The 17,826-nt window shown below is 37.4% G+C and carries 19 protein-coding genes; 7 read left to right on the forward strand and 12 right to left on the reverse strand.

From position 1 onward, the window contains the following. The first annotated feature begins 50 nt into the window (after positions 1-50). Complete coding sequence (locus V2145_RS12840; RefSeq protein ID WP_094911558.1) at positions 51-917, forward strand: mechanosensitive ion channel family protein; 867 nt, start codon at positions 51-53, stop codon at positions 915-917. 30 nt (positions 918-947) lie between these two features. Here the strand turns inward: V2145_RS12840 and V2145_RS12845 are convergent, their stop codons facing one another. From V2145_RS12845 to V2145_RS12860, 4 genes are all read right to left on the reverse strand, one after another. Next, positions 948-2,075 carry an N-acetyldiaminopimelate deacetylase gene (locus V2145_RS12845; protein WP_094911559.1) on the reverse strand — a complete coding sequence of 376 codons (1,128 nt, stop codon included), beginning with the start codon at positions 2,073-2,075 and terminating at the stop codon, positions 948-950. 65 nt (positions 2,076-2,140) lie between these two features. After that, positions 2,141-2,857, reverse strand: coding sequence for a 2,3,4,5-tetrahydropyridine-2,6-dicarboxylate N-acetyltransferase (gene dapD / locus V2145_RS12850; protein WP_094911560.1), 717 nt, complete (start codon positions 2,855-2,857; stop codon positions 2,141-2,143). A 119-nt stretch (positions 2,858-2,976) separates the two neighbouring features. Continuing rightward, positions 2,977-3,867: a LysR family transcriptional regulator gene (locus tag V2145_RS12855; RefSeq protein ID WP_025909145.1), complete on the reverse strand. Its 891-nt coding sequence runs from the start codon at positions 3,865-3,867 to the stop codon at positions 2,977-2,979. A gap of 246 nt (positions 3,868-4,113) precedes the next feature. After that, the gene (locus V2145_RS12860; RefSeq protein WP_025909146.1) at positions 4,114-4,350 is read right to left on the reverse strand and encodes a YkuJ family protein; all 237 of its coding nucleotides are present in this window, start codon (positions 4,348-4,350) and stop codon (positions 4,114-4,116) included. A gap of 230 nt (positions 4,351-4,580) precedes the next feature. On the opposite strand from V2145_RS12860, the gene V2145_RS12865 reads away from it, so the two are divergent. Further along, positions 4,581-4,817 (forward strand): glutaredoxin domain-containing protein, encoded by a 237-nt coding sequence (locus V2145_RS12865; RefSeq protein WP_094911561.1) that lies wholly within the window; start codon positions 4,581-4,583, stop codon positions 4,815-4,817. A gap of 23 nt (positions 4,818-4,840) precedes the next feature. Here the strand turns inward: V2145_RS12865 and V2145_RS12870 are convergent, their stop codons facing one another. The 3 genes from V2145_RS12870 to fadH all read right to left on the reverse strand — a co-directional run bounded on the left by V2145_RS12870 (position 4,841) and on the right by fadH (position 7,667). After that, complete coding sequence (locus V2145_RS12870; RefSeq protein WP_094911562.1) at positions 4,841-5,329, reverse strand: DUF3993 domain-containing protein; 489 nt, start codon at positions 5,327-5,329, stop codon at positions 4,841-4,843. A 115-nt stretch (positions 5,330-5,444) separates the two neighbouring features. Then, the gene (locus V2145_RS12875) at positions 5,445-6,656 is read right to left on the reverse strand and encodes an EAL domain-containing protein (RefSeq protein WP_094911563.1); all 1,212 of its coding nucleotides are present in this window, start codon (positions 6,654-6,656) and stop codon (positions 5,445-5,447) included. A gap of 246 nt (positions 6,657-6,902) precedes the next feature. After that, positions 6,903-7,667 carry a 2,4-dienoyl-CoA reductase gene (gene fadH / locus V2145_RS12880; RefSeq protein WP_094911564.1) on the reverse strand — a complete coding sequence of 255 codons (765 nt, stop codon included), beginning with the start codon at positions 7,665-7,667 and terminating at the stop codon, positions 6,903-6,905. A 228-nt stretch (positions 7,668-7,895) separates the two neighbouring features. On the opposite strand from fadH, the gene V2145_RS12885 reads away from it, so the two are divergent. Then, the gene (locus tag V2145_RS12885) at positions 7,896-8,855 is read left to right on the forward strand and encodes a metallophosphoesterase (protein ID WP_330987824.1); all 960 of its coding nucleotides are present in this window, start codon (positions 7,896-7,898) and stop codon (positions 8,853-8,855) included. 13 nt (positions 8,856-8,868) lie between these two features. Further along, the gene (locus tag V2145_RS12890; protein WP_094911566.1) at positions 8,869-9,135 is read left to right on the forward strand and encodes a hypothetical protein; all 267 of its coding nucleotides are present in this window, start codon (positions 8,869-8,871) and stop codon (positions 9,133-9,135) included. Between the two features lie 35 nt (positions 9,136-9,170). Here the strand turns inward: V2145_RS12890 and V2145_RS12895 are convergent, their stop codons facing one another. After that, complete coding sequence (locus tag V2145_RS12895; RefSeq protein WP_131886970.1) at positions 9,171-11,303, reverse strand: RNA degradosome polyphosphate kinase; 2,133 nt, start codon at positions 11,301-11,303, stop codon at positions 9,171-9,173. A gap of 118 nt (positions 11,304-11,421) precedes the next feature. Further along, positions 11,422-12,954: a Ppx/GppA family phosphatase gene (locus V2145_RS12900; RefSeq protein ID WP_094911567.1), complete on the reverse strand. Its 1,533-nt coding sequence runs from the start codon at positions 12,952-12,954 to the stop codon at positions 11,422-11,424. 160 nt (positions 12,955-13,114) lie between these two features. Between V2145_RS12900 and V2145_RS12905 the strand changes: the two genes are divergently transcribed. Next, positions 13,115-13,624, forward strand: a complete 510-nt coding sequence (locus V2145_RS12905; RefSeq protein WP_131886972.1) for a L,D-transpeptidase family protein — start codon at positions 13,115-13,117, stop codon at positions 13,622-13,624. Here V2145_RS12905 and V2145_RS12910 read toward each other — a convergent pair. Together V2145_RS12910 and V2145_RS12915 are read right to left on the reverse strand one after the other, a co-directional pair. Further along, positions 13,621-14,406 carry a glucose-1-dehydrogenase gene (locus V2145_RS12910; RefSeq protein WP_094911568.1) on the reverse strand — a complete coding sequence of 262 codons (786 nt, stop codon included), beginning with the start codon at positions 14,404-14,406 and terminating at the stop codon, positions 13,621-13,623. The genes V2145_RS12905 and V2145_RS12910 overlap by 4 nt on opposite strands. A 48-nt stretch (positions 14,407-14,454) precedes the next feature. Further along, positions 14,455-15,312: a GRP family sugar transporter gene (locus V2145_RS12915; RefSeq protein ID WP_061784982.1), complete on the reverse strand. Its 858-nt coding sequence runs from the start codon at positions 15,310-15,312 to the stop codon at positions 14,455-14,457. A 216-nt stretch (positions 15,313-15,528) separates the two neighbouring features. Between V2145_RS12915 and V2145_RS12920 the strand changes: the two genes are divergently transcribed. After that, positions 15,529-15,999, forward strand: a complete 471-nt coding sequence (locus tag V2145_RS12920) for a YkyB family protein (RefSeq protein ID WP_094911569.1) — start codon at positions 15,529-15,531, stop codon at positions 15,997-15,999. 72 nt (positions 16,000-16,071) lie between these two features. Here V2145_RS12920 and V2145_RS12925 read toward each other — a convergent pair whose 3' ends face one another. After that, positions 16,072-16,977 carry a chemotaxis protein gene (locus V2145_RS12925; protein ID WP_094911570.1) on the reverse strand — a complete coding sequence of 302 codons (906 nt, stop codon included), beginning with the start codon at positions 16,975-16,977 and terminating at the stop codon, positions 16,072-16,074. A gap of 309 nt (positions 16,978-17,286) precedes the next feature. Between V2145_RS12925 and V2145_RS12930 the strand changes: the two genes are divergently transcribed. Further along, complete coding sequence (locus V2145_RS12930) at positions 17,287-17,481, forward strand: hypothetical protein (protein WP_094911571.1); 195 nt, start codon at positions 17,287-17,289, stop codon at positions 17,479-17,481. Positions 17,482-17,826 lie beyond the last annotated feature (345 nt).

Consider the following 17,826-nt stretch of genomic DNA (forward strand, 5'->3'; position numbering starts at 1 on the left):
TTGATTTATTTCCAGTTAAGTGTTTTATGTTTAGAAAGGATGAATTTTTTATGTTAAATTTTTCAGAAGTCAATTGGGAACAGCTTCTGACGGTTGCAGGATTAGTTGTTTTAAAGCTTGTCCTCATCTTAATTGGTTTCTTAATCGTACGTTCCATTGGAACGCGTATTATTGACCGTTCTTTCAACCGTATGATGGAACGTGATACTGTATCAAAAGGTCGAGCACTTACGCTTAAAAGCTTAATGGTAAATGTGTTTTCATACGTTCTTATCTTTATTGTTGTTGTGATGTTACTTGAAACTGTTGGCGTACAAGCGACCGCACTTCTTGCCGGTGCTGGAGTAGTGGGGTTAGCAATCGGTTTTGGCGCTCAAGGACTTGTGAGCGACATCGTTACAGGATTTTTCTTACTGCTGGAAAAACAAATCGATGTAGACGACTATGTAACAACAGGGAGTTTTTCAGGTATTGTTGAATCTGTAGGACTTCGTACAACTCAAATCCGCGGATTTGATGGCACATTGCACTACGTGCCAAATCGTGAGATTACAAGCCTAAGCAATCACTCTCGTGGAAATATGCGAGCACTTGTGGACATCGGCATCTCATATGATGACGATATTGATCGCGCAGCTTCCATCTTACAAGAAGTGTGTGATCGTATTGCACAAGAAGATGAGAACATTGTAGATGGACCAAACGTCCTTGGCGTTCAGGGCCTAGGTGCATCGGACGTTGTGTTACGAGTTGTTGGAAAAACGAAAAACGGCGAACAGTGGGGCGTAGAACGTAAGCTTCGTAAAGCGTTTAAAGAAGCTTTTGACACGCATGGAATTGAAATCCCGTTCCCACACCAAGTATACGTTGAAAAGTCGAATGGCGAATCAACACAGCTTGCTAAAGATAACGGATAATAAAAAACCCCGGAAGCTTCCGGGGTTTTCTTATGCGTTGCCTTTCATTTCAAAGTAGCTAGTGATAAGAGAAATGGCCACCTCAATTGCTTTTTCATCTGGCTGAAGCTTTGAATGATGAAGGCCATACGGAGAATTTACCCCAAGCCAAAACATAAAGCCTGGAATCTCTTTTAGCATATAACCGAAATCTTCTCCCGTCATCGCTTTTTGACAATCAATAACCTCTACTTCTTCTTGGGCTCTCGCAAATGTCATAAATTCCTTTGTCATGTCATGATCATTGTAGACTTGATGATACATGCAACCATAATCAATGACTGTCTCGCACTGATAACCTACTTCCACACCTTTTACAATAGCCTCAATTCGCTCTTTTACACGTGCCATTGACTCAGGAGATAAAGTACGAATGGTCCCTTCAATGTGAGCACGCTCAGCAATAATATTTTGAACCGTTCCAGCAGTAATTTTTCCAACGGTAATTACGGCACTATCTAATGGATCAACGTTTCTAGCCACTATCGTTTGCAGTTGAGAAACCAATTGACAAGCAGCGACTACCATATCATTTGTATTATGCGGGTATGCTGCATGTCCCCCTTTTCCTTTTAAATCAATAAACAGTTCAGATGTGTTCGCAAATAAAAGACCTTCTTTTACTGCAATTGATCCTACTGGATATTCAGGGGCAATGTGTAGCGCCACAATTTGGTCAGGCTTCCACTCTTTCATAATCTCGCTTTCAAGCATTGGCTGAGCCCCACCTGGACCCTCTTCTGCAGGTTGAAAGATAAACAGCAAATGATCATCAATTGGGTAACTTGCAAAGTGTGTTAAGATTCCTAAACCAATACTCATGTGAAAATCATGACCACATGCATGCATTAAACCTTCATGAGTGGACGAAAACTCATACTCGGTTTCTTCCGTAATTGGGAGGCCATCAATATCAGCTCGGTAGCCGATTGTTTTTGTTGGTTTTTTCCCTTTGACCTTTACAAAGATACCGGTTTTCCACGTTTTAATTTCAAGATGTTCTTGAGGAAGACTTTCAATATAGCGCAATAAAAACGCTTGTGTTTTCACTTCTTGAAATCCTAACTCAGGTATTTTATGTAATTCTCTGCGCAAAGCAGCAAATTGAGAAATGTCCACGTGCCATGAATCCTCCTTATAGTTAAGAAAGCGTGGTTGCCCACGCTTTCTGTGTCTTTCGCTTATTAGTCGTTTAGTTGACGAAGCTCTTGTTTAATTTCAGTTTTTGATTTTGTTTTTTCGTCAATTTCTTTAATAACGCGAGCTGGTGTACCTGCTACTACCGTATATGGAGGTACGTCTTCAACTACGATTGCGCCAGCAGCAACAACTGCACCTTTACCCACTGTTACGCCTTCTAGAACAACTGCGTTTGCACCAATCACAACGTCATCTTCAACAACAACTGGCTTTGCAGAAGGTGGCTCAATTACGCCAGCTAACACTGAACCCGCACCGATATGACAGTTTTTACCTACTGTTGCACGTCCACCCATTACAACGTTCATATCAATCATTGTACCTTCACCGATTACAGAACCGATGTTGATTGAAGCACCCATCATAATAACAGCGTTGTCTCCAATCTCGACTTGGTCGCGAATGATTGCACCTGGCTCAATGCGCGCTTTGATATTTTTCATATCTAAAAGTGGAATTGCAGAATTACGACGATCGTTTTCGATAACGTAGTCTTCTACTTTTCCTTCGTTTGCTTGAATTGCTGCTTGAATGTCTTTCCACTCACCGAATACAACACCTGTATTACCAGTTACGAATGTTTTAGAAGAAGCGCCGAAGTCGATTCCTTCTAAATCACCTTTCACATATACTTTTACAGGTGTTGATTTTGTGCTGTTTTGAATAAATGAAATAATTTCGTTTGCATCCATCATTTTCATATTATGTATTCCTCCTAAGTTAGCATTTGCTTCATTTTACTAATGTAACAAAATGAGTTCCACATGACAAGTTAGAAGTCACGTAATTTTCTCATTTCTTCACGTAATGCGCAGATGCATTATGATAGCTCTTTTTCTTGCTGTTCTTTAATATACTCTTTGACAATTTCCATAAATGCACGCACTTGTTTCAGCTTAAACGCTGACTCATATCCTACTAGCCAAGTATCTCTAGTGATTGGTTCTTTATTTTCTTTTAATAGTGGAATCCGATGTAAATGCTGGGCATCTTTCACAGCAATTGACGGTAAAATGGCAAAACCAAGACCATTTAGAGCCATTTGCTTACACGTCTCAATTTGGTCTACAACAATTGTTCGTTTTGGAGTTGTATGAAACTCTCTATGCCACCAATCGAGTATTTCTTGATAGTAAGTAGAATCACTTTTAAATTGAATAAACGGTCGATCATTATTCGGCACCTCAGAAGCATCTTCAATTTCAGTATCTACTAAATACAAAGGGTCCGTAAATAGGTGTTCCTTTACACCTTTCCATTCTGGGTTTCCCCGAATAATTCCAATATGTACTTCATCTTCATAAATATAGCGAAGCATTTCACTGCTCCAACCCGTTACAAGGGAAATTTTTGCATGAGGATATTTATCCATATACTTTTTTAAAACCGCTGGCAACCAATGCTGGCCAATAATAGAGGCTACAGCGAGCTTTAACGTCCCGTATACTTCCGTGTCTAAATGATGTAGATCTTCCTTTACTTGGTCTTCTTTTTCAACAACTTCCTTTGCAAACTGCACAATCTTTTCACCAGCTGGTGTTAAAGAAAGACCTTTTTGGGAACGGATAAAAATTTGAGTATCCCATGCCCGTTCAATTGTTTGCAGGCGCTGCGATAGAGCTGGCTGCGATACAAATAAGCGCTCAGCTGCTTTTCTCATATTTAATTCTTGGGCTAATACGACAAGCATGCGACATTCTACTAATTGCATTTTGCTATTCCTCTCAACACATTGTTTTACTTTTTCACCTTCTAATCATATAAAAAAATGCTTCAGAAAGATAGACAAAAGTTAGTTATTGTCAAGATTCTTTTTAACTTTTTATATAATATGGAGGCCTGCTAGTACGTCAGTTATTCTTGACATATAAAAAGCCTTGGATACACGTAAATGTGCATCCAAGGCTTTCATTCGAATCATCGACAATTCACAGATCTAAGTTGATTAATGGCTTCATTAATGAATTAATTCAAAAATCTCAATTGCAATCATGTCAATATTATCAAATTGATAAACGCTTGGCTTCTCGCCATCTTGATATACTTCAAGTTCAAACGTTTCAGTTTTCGCATGATATTTCACGCTACAAATTCGTTTTCCATCTACTTCGAAGAAGCGTTGTGGTGCTTCACTTCCACTTGCTTGCTCACGGAGATTCACAAGACGAGTTAAAATACCTTGTAATTGTGACATATAATCTCTCCTTTCAACGATTACATCATTACTTACCCTATTTAAGGCTTGTTTATTCATTCTCATTTCTTCAGCATGAATCTTCATGCATAAAAGACACCATTTCACTATATGCCACATACAGAAAAAACACAAGTACTTTACATGAATTTTCGTAAGAAATTGGCTTATTATGGCGTAGTTTGTCGTTTTTGATTATAATATCATATTATACAATAAGGAGTTTTAACATGAAAAACGTAGAATTATATACACAACCATCTTGTCCACCGTGTGAAATTGTTAAACAGTTTTTAAAACACAATAATATTTCATATAAAGAATATGACGTCTCAAAAGATGTAAAAGCCAGAAATCGTATGATTGAAGTATTTCAGTCATATTCAACACCAACGGTTAAAGTTAATGATGATGTGGTAAAAGGCTTTGATTTACAAACACTAGAAAAGCTTTTAGATCTTGCTTAAGTTAAATACCTTATGCGAGAGGATTAACTGGGCTTTTGGTTACTATATGTAAATCCTGATACTTTCCATTTTCCCTCATGGCGAGTCAACGTCAACATCTCATAATGCCCCACATAAGATACGGGGCCATCTTTTACAGCTGGAAAATATTCAAAGACATAAGCTTTTTCCATGGATGGATGAACCGCTACCTTTGTTTGTTCGTCGTATGAAAAATAGGGAATATAATGAAGAGCAAAATCAGAACCGTATACAGTATACCCCTGGGCTTCTTGAACCATATTATCATCTAGAAATTTTTCCGCGTAGCTTTTCTCAAAGTATGGAAGAAGCGTGCTGATTGCCTTTTCCTTTGAATAATGCTCATTCGTTAAACGAAGCTGAGCTTGAAAGGCTTCATGTAGAGCAGTAAAGATTTCGTTGCGGGTATCTCCATCAACTTCAGCCTGAGCAGGCGTATACAAACATGTTACACATAAAAAAATTATTATCGATCCTACTACTTTTTTCATAAACGATCATCCCTTTCGTTTTAATTAGTAATAGCTTTCCTTCTTTTTGACCCCATATTCTTTCATTTTTAGAAATGAAAAAAAGCATGCCTCAGGGTTAGTGAGGCATGCTTTTTTATAATGCGTCTTTCTCATATAAAAAGGCATATGAAATATCGATAAATAAATAATGACCGTTTTCAATTGGATACGAAAAAGTTCGTATATTCTCTCCTGTTTCAATATCGTTATATAAGTCTGATAAAATCCCACGCTGTTCATGGGTCATTCGAATAATATTCTCAAGAAAATACGGACGCCAGCTCCAATTTTTGTGAAGGTACTCTGGCTCGGCAATCCATTCATGTTCTTTCTTTAAAAAGTTTGATGAGCGTTGAAACCCATTCTCGTCGCATACATACACTCGGAAGCATGCGATTGAAAGCTCATTCGCAATATACTGAAGCATCTCGTCATACTCTTCCATCTTGCGGCATTGACTCATTACCTGCTGCATTTTCACCTGGAAGCTCTCCGTTAATTCATAGATAGCCTGTAATTTTTTCTTCTCGTGAGCTATAAACATTTCAAATTGATTTTTCAGCTTATCCTTTAACAGAAAAGGATCAACCAATTCAGCTGATGGCTTATGTAAATAGTAACCTTGAAAGTACCTACCGCCGTTACGCCATGCATATTGCAGTTGATAAGAAGCTTCAATATCTTCATACAGCAGGGTAGCTCCCATTTTACGTGCTAGCAATGATAACGAATACAAAACGTCTTGATAAGATTGTGTCATAGCCGTTTGTCGTAAAATGTGCAGGTCTACTTTTAAAATATCTGGTGAAAGCAAACCAATACGATCTAAGTTACTGCTTTCTTTACCAATATTATCAATTGCCACCTTAATGCCATACGTTTGATAATATTTCAATAAATGCTGAAGAGATTCAATATCACCATTAAAATTGTGCTCGGTAATTTCTAAAACAACTCGATTCAGAGATAGCCCCTTTGTCTCAAAATACTGCAACAGTTCTAACAGAGATTCTCCATGGTCATTCATTAATAAATTGGGATTTTGATTAATAAAGATTAAAAACTCTTCTTTCTGCTCTAAAATGTGATTCAATGCTTTTGTTAAAACCGCATAATCCACTTCAATTCGATATTCATCCGGAATCGCATCATCGTGAAAAAAAGCTCCTAAACTTTCAATCTCGTCATCTTGTTTAATCCTTGCTAACACTTCATACCCAACAATCTTGTGTTCATCCGCACTAAAAATTGCTTGATAATATGGAAGGGTGTTCTCTATGTTTGTTAACACATCTAAAGGATCCATGACGTTCCCCCCTTATCATATAGATTCAATTCAATCCTCTTACTAGACCTTTTGATCTACTTTCATCGGTTTACTGAAGCGCAATGAATATTCAAGCTTTTTGTAGCATTCAATGTGCTCAATTACTATATATACATTTTTAGTAAGTATAATATGAAAATCCTGTTTTTGCTAGTCTTTGAAGTGAAGTAACGCTTGAAGAAAATACAAAAAAGCAGACATTCCGCTGTCTGCTTTTTCCTTTATTTAAAAAGGATATTGGTTTAACCATTGGCCTCCATCCATTGTAATGCATTCACCATTAATGTATGATGCTTCATCCGAAAATAAAAATGCAGCTAGTCCTGCAATTTCTTCTGGTGTACCAAAGCGTCTAAGTGGTACCGAATTAAGTGTACGCGCTTTCATCTTTTCAGATTGAAATAATTTATCTGCTCCACCAGTACGCTCAATTGGTCCAGGAGCGATTGCGTTTACTCGAATACCGTATTTACTTCCCCATTCAACAGCTAATGTTCTTGTCATTGTTAACACCCCAGCCTTAGCTGAAGCTGAATGAATAACTCCAGCACCTGCATTCCATGCATATGTAGCTACGATATTTGTAATGGCTCCTTTAATATTGTGTTCAATCCAGTACTTCCCTACCTCAGAACTACAATAGAACGTACCGTTTAACACAATGTCAATGACGCTTTTCCAACCGTTTACTGAAAGCTCTTCTGCGGGACATATAAAATTTCCTGCAGCATTGTTAATAAGATAATCGATTCGACCAAACTGCTTATGAGTTTCACTCACCATCCGTTTTGCATCTTCAGGATTTCGTACATCCATCTGCACAGGTAACACTTGATTTTCAAATGTTTCAATTTCTGCCTTCGTTTCTTCTAGGCGTTCTAGAGATCTTCCAGTAATTACGACATACGCTCCGTCGCTAGCAAAGCGCTTCGCCATATGTTTGCCCATCCCACTTGAACCACCTGTTACTACCACTACTTTCTCCTTCATTCCGTTATCCCCCTTTTTTATTAAAGCTCTTACTCTTTTATTCTACCTTTTTTTATCTAAAAGAGAAATGAATAGTTATTCATTTCTCTCGAAAATACGTTTTTTTACTACTTGTTTAAGTAAATCAGAGTTTTAAGTTTTATCCTTTTTTCAGAGATGCTATAATTAATCTTTAGCCATTATGAGTAATGTCAATGGAAATATGAAAGAGAATAGGTTGATTTTAAAATGAAAAAGACGTATACACGACGCTCTTTTTTAAAAGGTTTACTTTCTTTATCGCTAGGGACTGTATTAACGACTTCCTTTGGTTATACATATGCGAAGTATATTGAGCCGAGGCGACTGCAGATAACGCGTAAGAGCATCTTTTCAAACAATATTCCAACAGGCTTTCACAATCGAACTATTTTACAATTTAGTGATACTCACCTCGGGCTTTCTTATAACCTTCAGCAGCTAGAAGAACTGGTTAATAAGATTAACAGCCTCAAACCTGATCTCATTTTGTTTACAGGCGATTTAATGGATGCACCGAATGAATATGCTTACCCGCATCGAATTCCGCCTATTTTACAGCGATTAAACTCGCCTCTTGGAAAGTATGCGATTTATGGAAACCATGATCATGGAGGGTACGGTACGACGCTTTATCAAGATATAATCCAGGAATCAAACTTCCAACTTCTAGTGAATGAAGCACGAACAATAACACTTGATAACGGAGAATATATCCATATTTGCGGGTTAGATGATGTGCTGTTAGGAGACCCTCAATATGAACAAACACTTGGTCAACTAGAGTCCTCTACGTTTGCAATTGCTATGATTCATGAACCTGATGTAGCAGTTAAAGCGGCAGCATTCCCAGTTGATTTACAGCTATCAGGGCATAGTCATGGAGGACAGATTCAACTTCCATTTTTCGGACCGTTAATTACGCCTCCTTTCGGTACGGTTTATCCCGAAGGATTTTATAAAGTGGGAGAAAGCGACATGCAGCTGTATGTGAACCGCGGTATCGGCACAACGCGCATTCCCTTTAGGTTTTTAGCTACACCTGAAATTACATTATTCACATTAAAAAAAAACGTCTATTTAGACGTTTTTTTGCGATTATACAGGAAACATATAGTAAGACAGACTCATAATGAAACCTACCACCATACACTACATAGACAACATTGAAGGAGGTTGAATTATGTATCATCAATATTATCCGTATGGCGTATATCGTACCGCTCCTAACGGTGAACAGCGCTTTTTTGCTTTTCCATTCGTAGCTGGCCTAGCTGGTGGCTTACTTGGAGGACTAGCAGTGGGCGGATTCGGTGGACGCCCTGGTTGTTGCCCTCCGTTTTACCCATATCCACCTACTCCATACTATGGAGGTCCTGCAGGTCCACCTATTTACAACACTTTCTACGGCGCTCCAGGTACACCAGGGTTTGGCCCTGTTCCCCGATAACAAATGTAAAAGCCGATTTCCATCGGCTTTTTTGTTTACTCTTCATCTTCCATGACTTGATATGCTAATTGCCGAAAAACTTTTTGACTATCAACAGCCTCTTGCCTCCCCTGCTGCAGATAATAGTAATTTCCATTTGCATCTTGCTCTCTAGCTTTTATGTTATCTTCAAGCATAAGATCTAACCATTTTAACGTTCTGTTTTTTAACGGTTCTTCGAGAATTGGAAATAAAATTTCAACGCGCTTTACCATATTTCTCGTCATCATATCAGCGGATGAAAAATACACCTTTTTTTCTCCATTGTGATGAAACGTGTAAATGCGACTATGCTCTAAAAACCTTCCAATAATACTCCTTACTCGAATATTTTCGCTAACTCCTTTTATTTTCGGGCGCAAACAGCATGTGCCGCGGACAATTAAATCAACGGACACACCAGCCTGTGAAGCCTCATATAACTTCATAATTAATACCTTGTCCGTTAATGAATTCATTTTAGCAATAATTCGGCCATTGCCGTGTTTTTGATGACATACTATTTCTTTGTCAATTAGCGCAAGGAAATCATCTCGAATATCAAACGGCGCAACTGATAAGTGATGATAAGCTGGCTTTTGGGTATACCCGCTTAGGTAATTAAAGAAATTGGTTGCATCAACACCAAACTGGCGCTTTGATGTTAAGTAACTGATATCTGTATAAATTTTAGCCGTTGCGTCATTATAATTGCCTGTACCAAGATGAACAAATCTCTCAATTCGGTTGTTGCGTTTCCTTACCACTAGTGTAATTTTGCTATGTGTTTTTAAGTGTGTCATTCCATAGATGACGTGACAACCTGCTTTTTCTAATTCTTTTGCCCATTGAACGTTCTTTTCTTCATCAAACCGTGCTTTTAATTCAACCAATACGGTGACCTGTTTCCCGTTTTCCGCGGCTCTTTGCAACGCTTTTATTACGGGGGAATCTCCGCTTACACGATATAAAGTTTGTTTGATGGCTAATACGTCGGAATCTTCGGCCGCATCGGCTACAAAATCAACAACCGGTTCAAACGACTCGTAGGGATGATGAAATAATAAATCCTGCTCTAACAATTTCTCAAAGATATCTTCATCCGATGCTAGATCTTGCGGCGGCTGTGGGATAAACATTTCAACACCTAAATGTTCATGAGTTACTTTGATTTTGTCGCAAAATGAAAACAGCATGGTTAAATCAAGAGGGGAGTCAACTACGTACACATCTTTCGTATGAATATCTAATACCTGCTTTAAATAGGCTAGAACCTGTTCATCATAATAGGATGCTTTTACTTCTAAGCGAACAGCAGCGCCCCATTTTCGTTTTTTTAGCTCTTTCTCAATTTCTTTTAAAAGATCCCGAGCTCCTTCTTCATGAATAGTCATATCTGCATTTCGCGTAATGCGAAACTGCGTCACAGATGCTACCTCATAACCACTAAACAATTGTTGAATAAAGTGCGCAATTACTTCTTCTAGTAACACAAATGAGCGTTCTAATGAATTTGTTGGTAATTCTATATACCGCTCTAAAACCGCAGGTACCTGAACAATTGCAAGCCTTCCTTTTATCCCTGTAACTTGCTGCTCTTCTCTATCTTCCTTTAATACAACAGCCAAATTTAAACTTTTATTAAGAAGAATCGGAAACGGCCGGTACGCATCGACTGCCATTGGAGTTAATACAGGAAAAACTTGATCTATAAAATAAGATTCTAAAAACTCATGTTGATGCGTCGTTAATTCCTTTATTGAAATAAAGTTGATTTGTTCTTTTTTTAACAAAGGCAATAAAGTATGCATATAGGTTTCAGACTGAACTTTAATAAGCTCATGATTTTTAATTGCGATTGCTGAAAGCTGCTGTTTGGGAGTCAGCCCCGCTTTGTTCTCACGCTTATTAAAGCTCGCTTTTACCTGATCTTTTATTCCCGCTACTCGTACCATGAAAAATTCATCTAAGTTAGAGCTGAAAATCGCTAGAAATTTTAATCGTTCTAAAAGAGCATTTCGCTTATCAATTGCTTCTTCTAATACGCGCTGGTTAAATGCCAACCAGCTCAGCTCCCGGTTATTATAATAAGCAGGGTTTGTCAGTTCATTTTCTTTATCCATCCTGTCTAGCTTTTCCACATTCACCATTTACATTTCCCCCTAAATGCTCTCCTTTTTTAAAATTAACATCTAATTATTAACTAGTTATAAAGATAAGATGAACGACATGTATCTTTTATATTTTGTACAGGAATAGTATCACCTTTTAATTTGTAATGTATTTAAAGTTCAACGCAATCGGTTTTTTCAATACTTTTTCTAAATGCTTTTTTTGTTTTTCAGCTTGGTATTCTTCGGCTTTGTAATTGCCGTTACATACGAGTGTAAAAGTTAACATTGCATCCGTAATCTTGACTTCTATATGTGTTACCACATTACGCTTAGTTGCATTTAAACTTGTTGCTAACTTTAATAATGCTCCTATTAATAAAAGTTTTCTCTGTTCTTCTTTTGAAATCCATTCACGAAAAGGCTCAATATATTGCCTAAACGTGGACTTCCCCTTATAAGAAGCAACTAATGCTAGCTTTAGGCGTTCTAAATGCGTTAAACCGTCAATTGTGCGATTTGCTAACAAATAAAACGTATGCTGACTGCTGGATTCTGAATCAATATATTCTCCCAAATGAAACACTTGAGCCCCTTTTCTCAACAGTTCGAGATCGTCATCTGTTAAGGTGGGTAAAGCATCCACTCGTAGATGCTGAAACAGCATAGTAGCAGTCCGCGTTACTTGTTGAACGTAAATTAGATTAATTTCAAAATCATCAACCAGCTCTTGAAAGCTACGTTCCACTACGTTCGGATACATTGTTCCCTGACTTTGTTCATGGGCTTCTTTATATAACACTCCTTCTCTAAGTCCTTTACGGCTGAGGATAAATGAAGAAGCATTTACTATTTCACACAACCCTTGGAACACTTCTATAGCAGGAATAATCGTATCTGCTCGATCTTTGGATAGTCCTTCTAATTTTTGAAGTTCACTATAGGAGTAAGGAGCTATAATCGTTTTTACTTGCGCAATATCCCTCGGAGACATTCTATATTGATGTACTCCGGCAAGCGGATACTGAATAAAACTTTGGTGGAGCTGAACAAGGTTTCTCGCGCTTCCACCGATTGCTACAATTGGTACACAGCGTTTATGAAGCCAAGAGAGCGTTTGAAATTCGCTTCGTACAAAATTACGGATTCTTTCTCTTTCTTCATCAGTAGGTACATTGTCTTTTACATACTGCAAACGTAAAGAGAGCGCACCAAAAGGAAAGCTATGATATTCAACAAGCTCTCGATTTCGAAAGTACGTGATTTCTGTGCTTCCTCCCCCTATATCAATGGTTACACCTTCTTCTACTGAAGTTGAATTGATAACGGCAAAAAAACCATAAAAAGCCTCTTCATATTCCGATAAAATTTTCATTGAAAAGTCCGTGTTTTCTTTAACAAGTTGGACAATATACTCTTTATTTTTAGCTTGTCTAACCGTAGCAGTCGCTACGCAGCTAACATGCGCTAATTCGTGATGGCGCGTAATAATTTGAAACGTTTGTAGCGTTTGAAGCAAAACATGAATTCCTTCTTCGTTTAATAGACTGTCATTATCTAAATAATTACGTAATCTGGCTACCACTTTCAGGTTTTCAATTTGCTTAAACCCTTTTCCTGCTCTATTCTCATAAATGACTAGTCGCATTGTATTCGATCCAATATCAATCATTCCATGCTTCATCTTCATTTGGGCTCAACACCTTTTATTTTTGGATATATGAAACCTTTAACCTGTCACTCACTTTCTCATCATCCTGTTCATATAGTAACAAATAATGCTATAGACTTATATAATATCGAAAAATTCTGTTAATTTTAAAGAGATATATGATTAAGGAGGGAAAGTCATGCAACATATTGTAAAACAAGGTGAAACATTGTATCAAATTTCGCTCGATTATCGAAGGCCTTCCAACATGATCCTTGCGGCTAATCCAGGTTTAAACCCAAATATTATCGTGCCAGGCCAGGTAATTATTATTCCTAATTTGCCGGATAAAAATACCATTCCATATTCAATTCACGTCTTTATCGCGGAGAGAGAGTTGGAGCTAAGAGAAAATAATGTTGTGAAAGCAACTTATCCAATCGCTGTTGGAAAGATGCTTAGCACAACACCTGTTGGAGATTTCGTTATTGTAAATAGACATCCGAATCCTGGTGGACCATTCGGTACAATGTGGTTAAGCCTCTCAAAACAATCCTATGGTATTCACGGAACGAATGACCCTAGTTCAATAGGAAAAGCTGTTTCAAAAGGATGCATTCGAATGAGAAACGAACAAGTAAACGAACTTGCTTCGATTGTGCCAAATGGTACCGGTGTCTATATTCGTCCTTCTAGAAGAATGAATTAACCTTTTCCTGCTTGAAAACTTGGGTACAAGGTCATTCCACCATCCGCATACAGCGTAATGCCCGTAACATATCTTGCTTCATTAGATGCTAACCAAGCTGCTACGCTTGCAATTTCTTCTGGCTCTCCAATCTTAGCCATTGGAATCAACTTTTCTACATCTGCTTTCGCAGTTGGATCCGAAAATTTTTCAGCATTGATTGGCGTGTTAATGGCACCTGGACCAATTGCATTTACGCGAATTCCTCTTGGGGCATATTCCAATGCTAACGTTTCTGTCATCATTTTAATGCCACCTTTACTTGATGCATAATGAACAAAATGTGGCCACGGAATAATATCATGTACGCTTGACATGTTGATGACCGTGCCTTTGATATTATGCTCAAGCATATAATTAATTGCTTCTCTACATCCCATAAACGTTCCTGATAGGTTAACAGAAATGACTTTGTTCCATTCTTCAAGTGACATTTCATGAGATGGAATTTCTTTTTGAACACCGGCATTGTTCATCATTACATCTAAAGATCCAAATGTCGTATGAGCTGATTCAATCAAACGCTTCATATCTTCTTCTTTAGAAACGTCAGCTTGTACAGCAATTGCTTCTCCACCATTTTGTTTAATTTCTTCCACTACTTTTAAAGCACTTTCACTTTTTGAACGATAGTTCACAACCACTTTCATTTTTTCTTGTCCAAACCTTATTGCAATTGATTTTCCAAGCCCAGTTGCTGCTCCTGTCACGATTGCTACTTTTCCTTCTAAATCTTTATACAAAGTAATCGCTCCTTTTCTTTCTTGTTTCGTTTTTTATGAGAGTTTTATTTATTTTTTCGTAAATCCAAGCAGTACTCCACCGACGATAATTAGAATACAGCCGATGATGACAAACGTAATTTGTTTTTTCGATTTCTTTTCACCAAGTAGGAAAATACCACCTAATGTTGAGATAATAATTCCCATTTGTGAGAATGAAAAACTCGTGGCTACTCCAACACGAGGAGCTGCTACTAATAAACCAATATTACCTGTTGCCCAAACAAACCCAGTTAAGATGTTGCGTGTAGCGTATTTGTTAAATGGCTTATGACGAAACGTAAGAAGCAATGCACCTGCTAACATACCTAAAGACTGCGGTAAAATTGCAGACCAACCTTCCACTCCAAACCACTGAACGACGATAAAATAACCTATGTAACCTAATGTTGAGATGAAAAGTGTAAACATCCCTTTACCAAATTGACTTTTCCCATCAGCTTCTTTGTTATTTTTATCGTTTAACGACGTAAAGACTACCCCAACAATAATAAACGCAAGAGCAGCAATTCCAATTAGTAGCTTTGTTTGCGTTGACCATTCACCGAACAGTAACACACCAAATAACGATGTTCCGACTAGCTGCATACCTGTAGAAATAGGCTGTGTTTTTGATACACCTAAATATTCAACAGCTGAGAATTGGTTCATTTGACCAACTGACCAGAATAAACCTGAAACAAAGCCTACGATAAAGATTTTCCATGTAAGTTCAGGTGAAACAATAAAGAACGCTACGATTGAGAATAAAAGCGCTCCTCCAGTTAAACCAATTGTTTGGCTATAAGCTTTGCCTCCTAATTTTGAACTTACAAGTAAAATACTCCCCCACATGACAGCGGGAATTAATGCAATTAAAATATCCACTTCTTTCAACACCTTCTTATGCTTTCAAACTTTTGTTGTATTATTTGTATAACCTCTCATTTTTAAACGAAACCTAAAAGAAAATTATTTTTGAAATTATCCAATCTCGGTGTAATTATTTTCAAATTGGACAAGACGCGCTATAATGAAAGAACTAAGCCTCATAGAGCGACACCTGCTTCATGAAGCGACTAATGAAAGGGAGTGAATTTATTTATGCCTCATTCAACCAACCAAGAAACGTTCAATCCATCCACTGCTGAGATTGCACAAGCTATTTTTACAGTAAACAGGCACGCTAAAGCAGCCCCTGATCCGAAACAGCTCTATACCTTAAAAAAGCTTGCGCTTGAGCAACTGATTTCAGAAGGAAAAGCGAAAAAAGAAGGACTTCATTTTTCACCTAATCCAGGTAAAAGTCAGCAAAAATCAGATGTGCTGGTATCCGTTGGAGATTACTTTTTCCATATGCCTCCTAAGAAAGAGGACTTCAAAGAACTAACACACCTCGGTCACTTAAACCATCAGTATCGAAATCCCAAAACGACAATGTCATTATCTTATGCAAAACGATTACTATCCAAATATACCGGCTTTATATTATCAGCACCTAACCCTGTTCAACCTTCTAATGTTCGTAAACGACAGGCGCCTGTTTTTAAGCCATTAGGTAAAAGCTATTGGTGAGTAAATAAAAAAGTGCCTCAAAGAAACACTTGAGGCACTTTTTTTATTAACTTGATATTGCTCACAACTACTTTATAAAATAAATTCATCAATCATTTGCACTAATTCACCAATTTGTGGTTTACTTACTTGGCCTTGTGCACCAACCATTTTTCCTTTATGACGTAAATCTTCTGTGATTAGAGATGAAAAAATAATAACAGGGAGTGTAGATAAACGGTCATCTTCTTTTATCTTCTTCGTAAGATGATGACCATCCATTTGTGGCATTTCAATATCTGTAATAACTAGTTGTACCTCATCTTCAATGGCATGACCTGACTCTACAAGTGATTGTAGATAAAGCAGCGCATCATACCCGTTTTCAAAAAACTCTGTATTGGCATAGCCTGCTGTTTCCAATGTATCTGAAATCATTTTGCGTAGTAACGGTGAGTCTTCAGCAACTACTAATCGCTTGCTTGACCGTTGACGCTGACCTAATCGCTTAATTTCAGCTTGATTAATTCCAGCTTCAGGATTGACGTCAGTGACAAGTTTTTCAAAATCCAGTAATAAAATCATGTCGCTTTCATCTTTTACCACACCGGTGATTTGAGTTTCTAAGCCTTGGTATAAATCTGAAGGCTTTTCAATTTCCATCCACGATATTCGATGAATTTGTGTGACTTGATGAACGTGAAAAACAATTTTTTGTTGATTGAACTCTGTGACAATAAATTTATCCTTCGCAGGCTGATTCGATGCTGGACGCTTTAACGCCTTCGCAACGTCAACAACAGGCAGAACTTCTCCTCTCAACTCAATAATTCCTTCTATATAAGAATGAGAATTAGGAACCGGTGTAATGGTTACTGGATTAATAATTTCTCGAACTTTAATCACATTAATACCAAAACGAATAGTACCGACTGAGAATTCAACAATTTCTAGCTCATTTGTTCCGCTTTCTAATAGGATTCCTTTATCATGCTGCATAAATTTTCGCCCTTCCATAGTAAAATATACTAATGTAGTGGTCGTCCTTTATTATAGTAATGAAACTTTATAATCGTAAAGTAAAACCACCTAAAAAAATAAATGTTTTTGACATAAAACGTTTTCATCTCTGTATTAGTATTTATCGGTTGAAGACTCGAGAGGTTTAATAACAAATTCTTATCTTTTAGGACATAACCCGTTCACAAAATGTTAACGAAAATCTTTATAATACCTGTGGACGATTGTGCTGAAACCCTTTATACTACACATGATAAACCACAATTACTTAAAGAAGGTGTATGTTTAATGAAAGGTTCTGTCATTCTTTTTAATGATGAAAATCAAATGACAATTATTGAAGATGTAGAAGAAGAGATTTACGAAAACATCAAAGAGCAAGCTGGCACAGATCACTGTATCGTGACACTAGATGACCAAACGGTAGATTTTGGTCATGTATCTCCTGTGTACTGGCGCGAAGGAAACATACACACTGACTGACTCTAAATAAATATAAACATAATGCATAATTGCTTTGAAAGGCTTACAACTTTTGTTGTTAAGCCTTTTTTGTTTGTAGCTATGAGAGGAACTAACACTAGCTTCTGATGTTGGATTGACGTGATTTTCACCACCCTTACGAAGCTTTTACATACATAATAGTTTTAAGTAGATTACCTCTCATTGCATCTCAACTAAATACATAAATGTGGGCAAAATGCTTTCCCATCCAGCAATAAAATCTACTTAAAATACACCAACCATTTATAATTTTTAGAAAACAGAGGGTTACATGAGGCATAAGAGGGTATAGATTAGTAAGTATAATAAAAGGGGTTGTTGAGT

The sequence above is a fragment of the Priestia sp. GS2 genome, from assembly GCF_036409025.1.
In the GTDB taxonomy this organism is placed as follows: Bacteria; Bacillota; Bacilli; order Bacillales; family Bacillaceae_H; genus Priestia; species Priestia aryabhattai_A.

Bases quoted from the DNA above. Each gene is read 5' to 3' on its own strand.
- V2145_RS12840 (WP_094911558.1), top strand. From the start codon at position 51: ATGTTAAATTTTTCAGAAGTCAATTGGGAACAGCTTCTGACGGTTGCA.
- dapD (WP_094911560.1), bottom strand. From the start codon at position 2,857: ATGAAAATGATGGATGCAAACGAAATTATTTCATTTATTCAAAACAGC.
- V2145_RS12855 (WP_025909145.1), bottom strand. From the start codon at position 3,867: ATGCAATTAGTAGAATGTCGCATGCTTGTCGTATTAGCCCAAGAATTA.
- V2145_RS12860 (WP_025909146.1), bottom strand. From the start codon at position 4,350: ATGTCACAATTACAAGGTATTTTAACTCGTCTTGTGAATCTCCGTGAG.
- V2145_RS12865 (WP_094911561.1), top strand. From the start codon at position 4,581: ATGAAAAACGTAGAATTATATACACAACCATCTTGTCCACCGTGTGAA.
- V2145_RS12870 (WP_094911562.1), bottom strand. From the start codon at position 5,329: ATGAAAAAAGTAGTAGGATCGATAATAATTTTTTTATGTGTAACATGT.
- V2145_RS12875 (WP_094911563.1), bottom strand. From the start codon at position 6,656: ATGGATCCTTTAGATGTGTTAACAAACATAGAGAACACCCTTCCATAT.
- fadH (WP_094911564.1), bottom strand. From the start codon at position 7,667: ATGAAGGAGAAAGTAGTGGTAGTAACAGGTGGTTCAAGTGGGATGGGC.
- V2145_RS12885 (WP_330987824.1), top strand. From the start codon at position 7,896: ATGAAAAAGACGTATACACGACGCTCTTTTTTAAAAGGTTTACTTTCT.
- V2145_RS12890 (WP_094911566.1), top strand. From the start codon at position 8,869: ATGTATCATCAATATTATCCGTATGGCGTATATCGTACCGCTCCTAAC.
- V2145_RS12895 (WP_131886970.1), bottom strand. From the start codon at position 11,303: ATGGTGAATGTGGAAAAGCTAGACAGGATGGATAAAGAAAATGAACTG.
- V2145_RS12900 (WP_094911567.1), bottom strand. From the start codon at position 12,954: ATGAAGATGAAGCATGGAATGATTGATATTGGATCGAATACAATGCGA.
- V2145_RS12905 (WP_131886972.1), top strand. From the start codon at position 13,115: ATGCAACATATTGTAAAACAAGGTGAAACATTGTATCAAATTTCGCTC.
- V2145_RS12920 (WP_094911569.1), top strand. From the start codon at position 15,529: ATGCCTCATTCAACCAACCAAGAAACGTTCAATCCATCCACTGCTGAG.
- V2145_RS12925 (WP_094911570.1), bottom strand. From the start codon at position 16,977: ATGCAGCATGATAAAGGAATCCTATTAGAAAGCGGAACAAATGAGCTA.
- V2145_RS12930 (WP_094911571.1), top strand. From the start codon at position 17,287: ATGAAAGGTTCTGTCATTCTTTTTAATGATGAAAATCAAATGACAATT.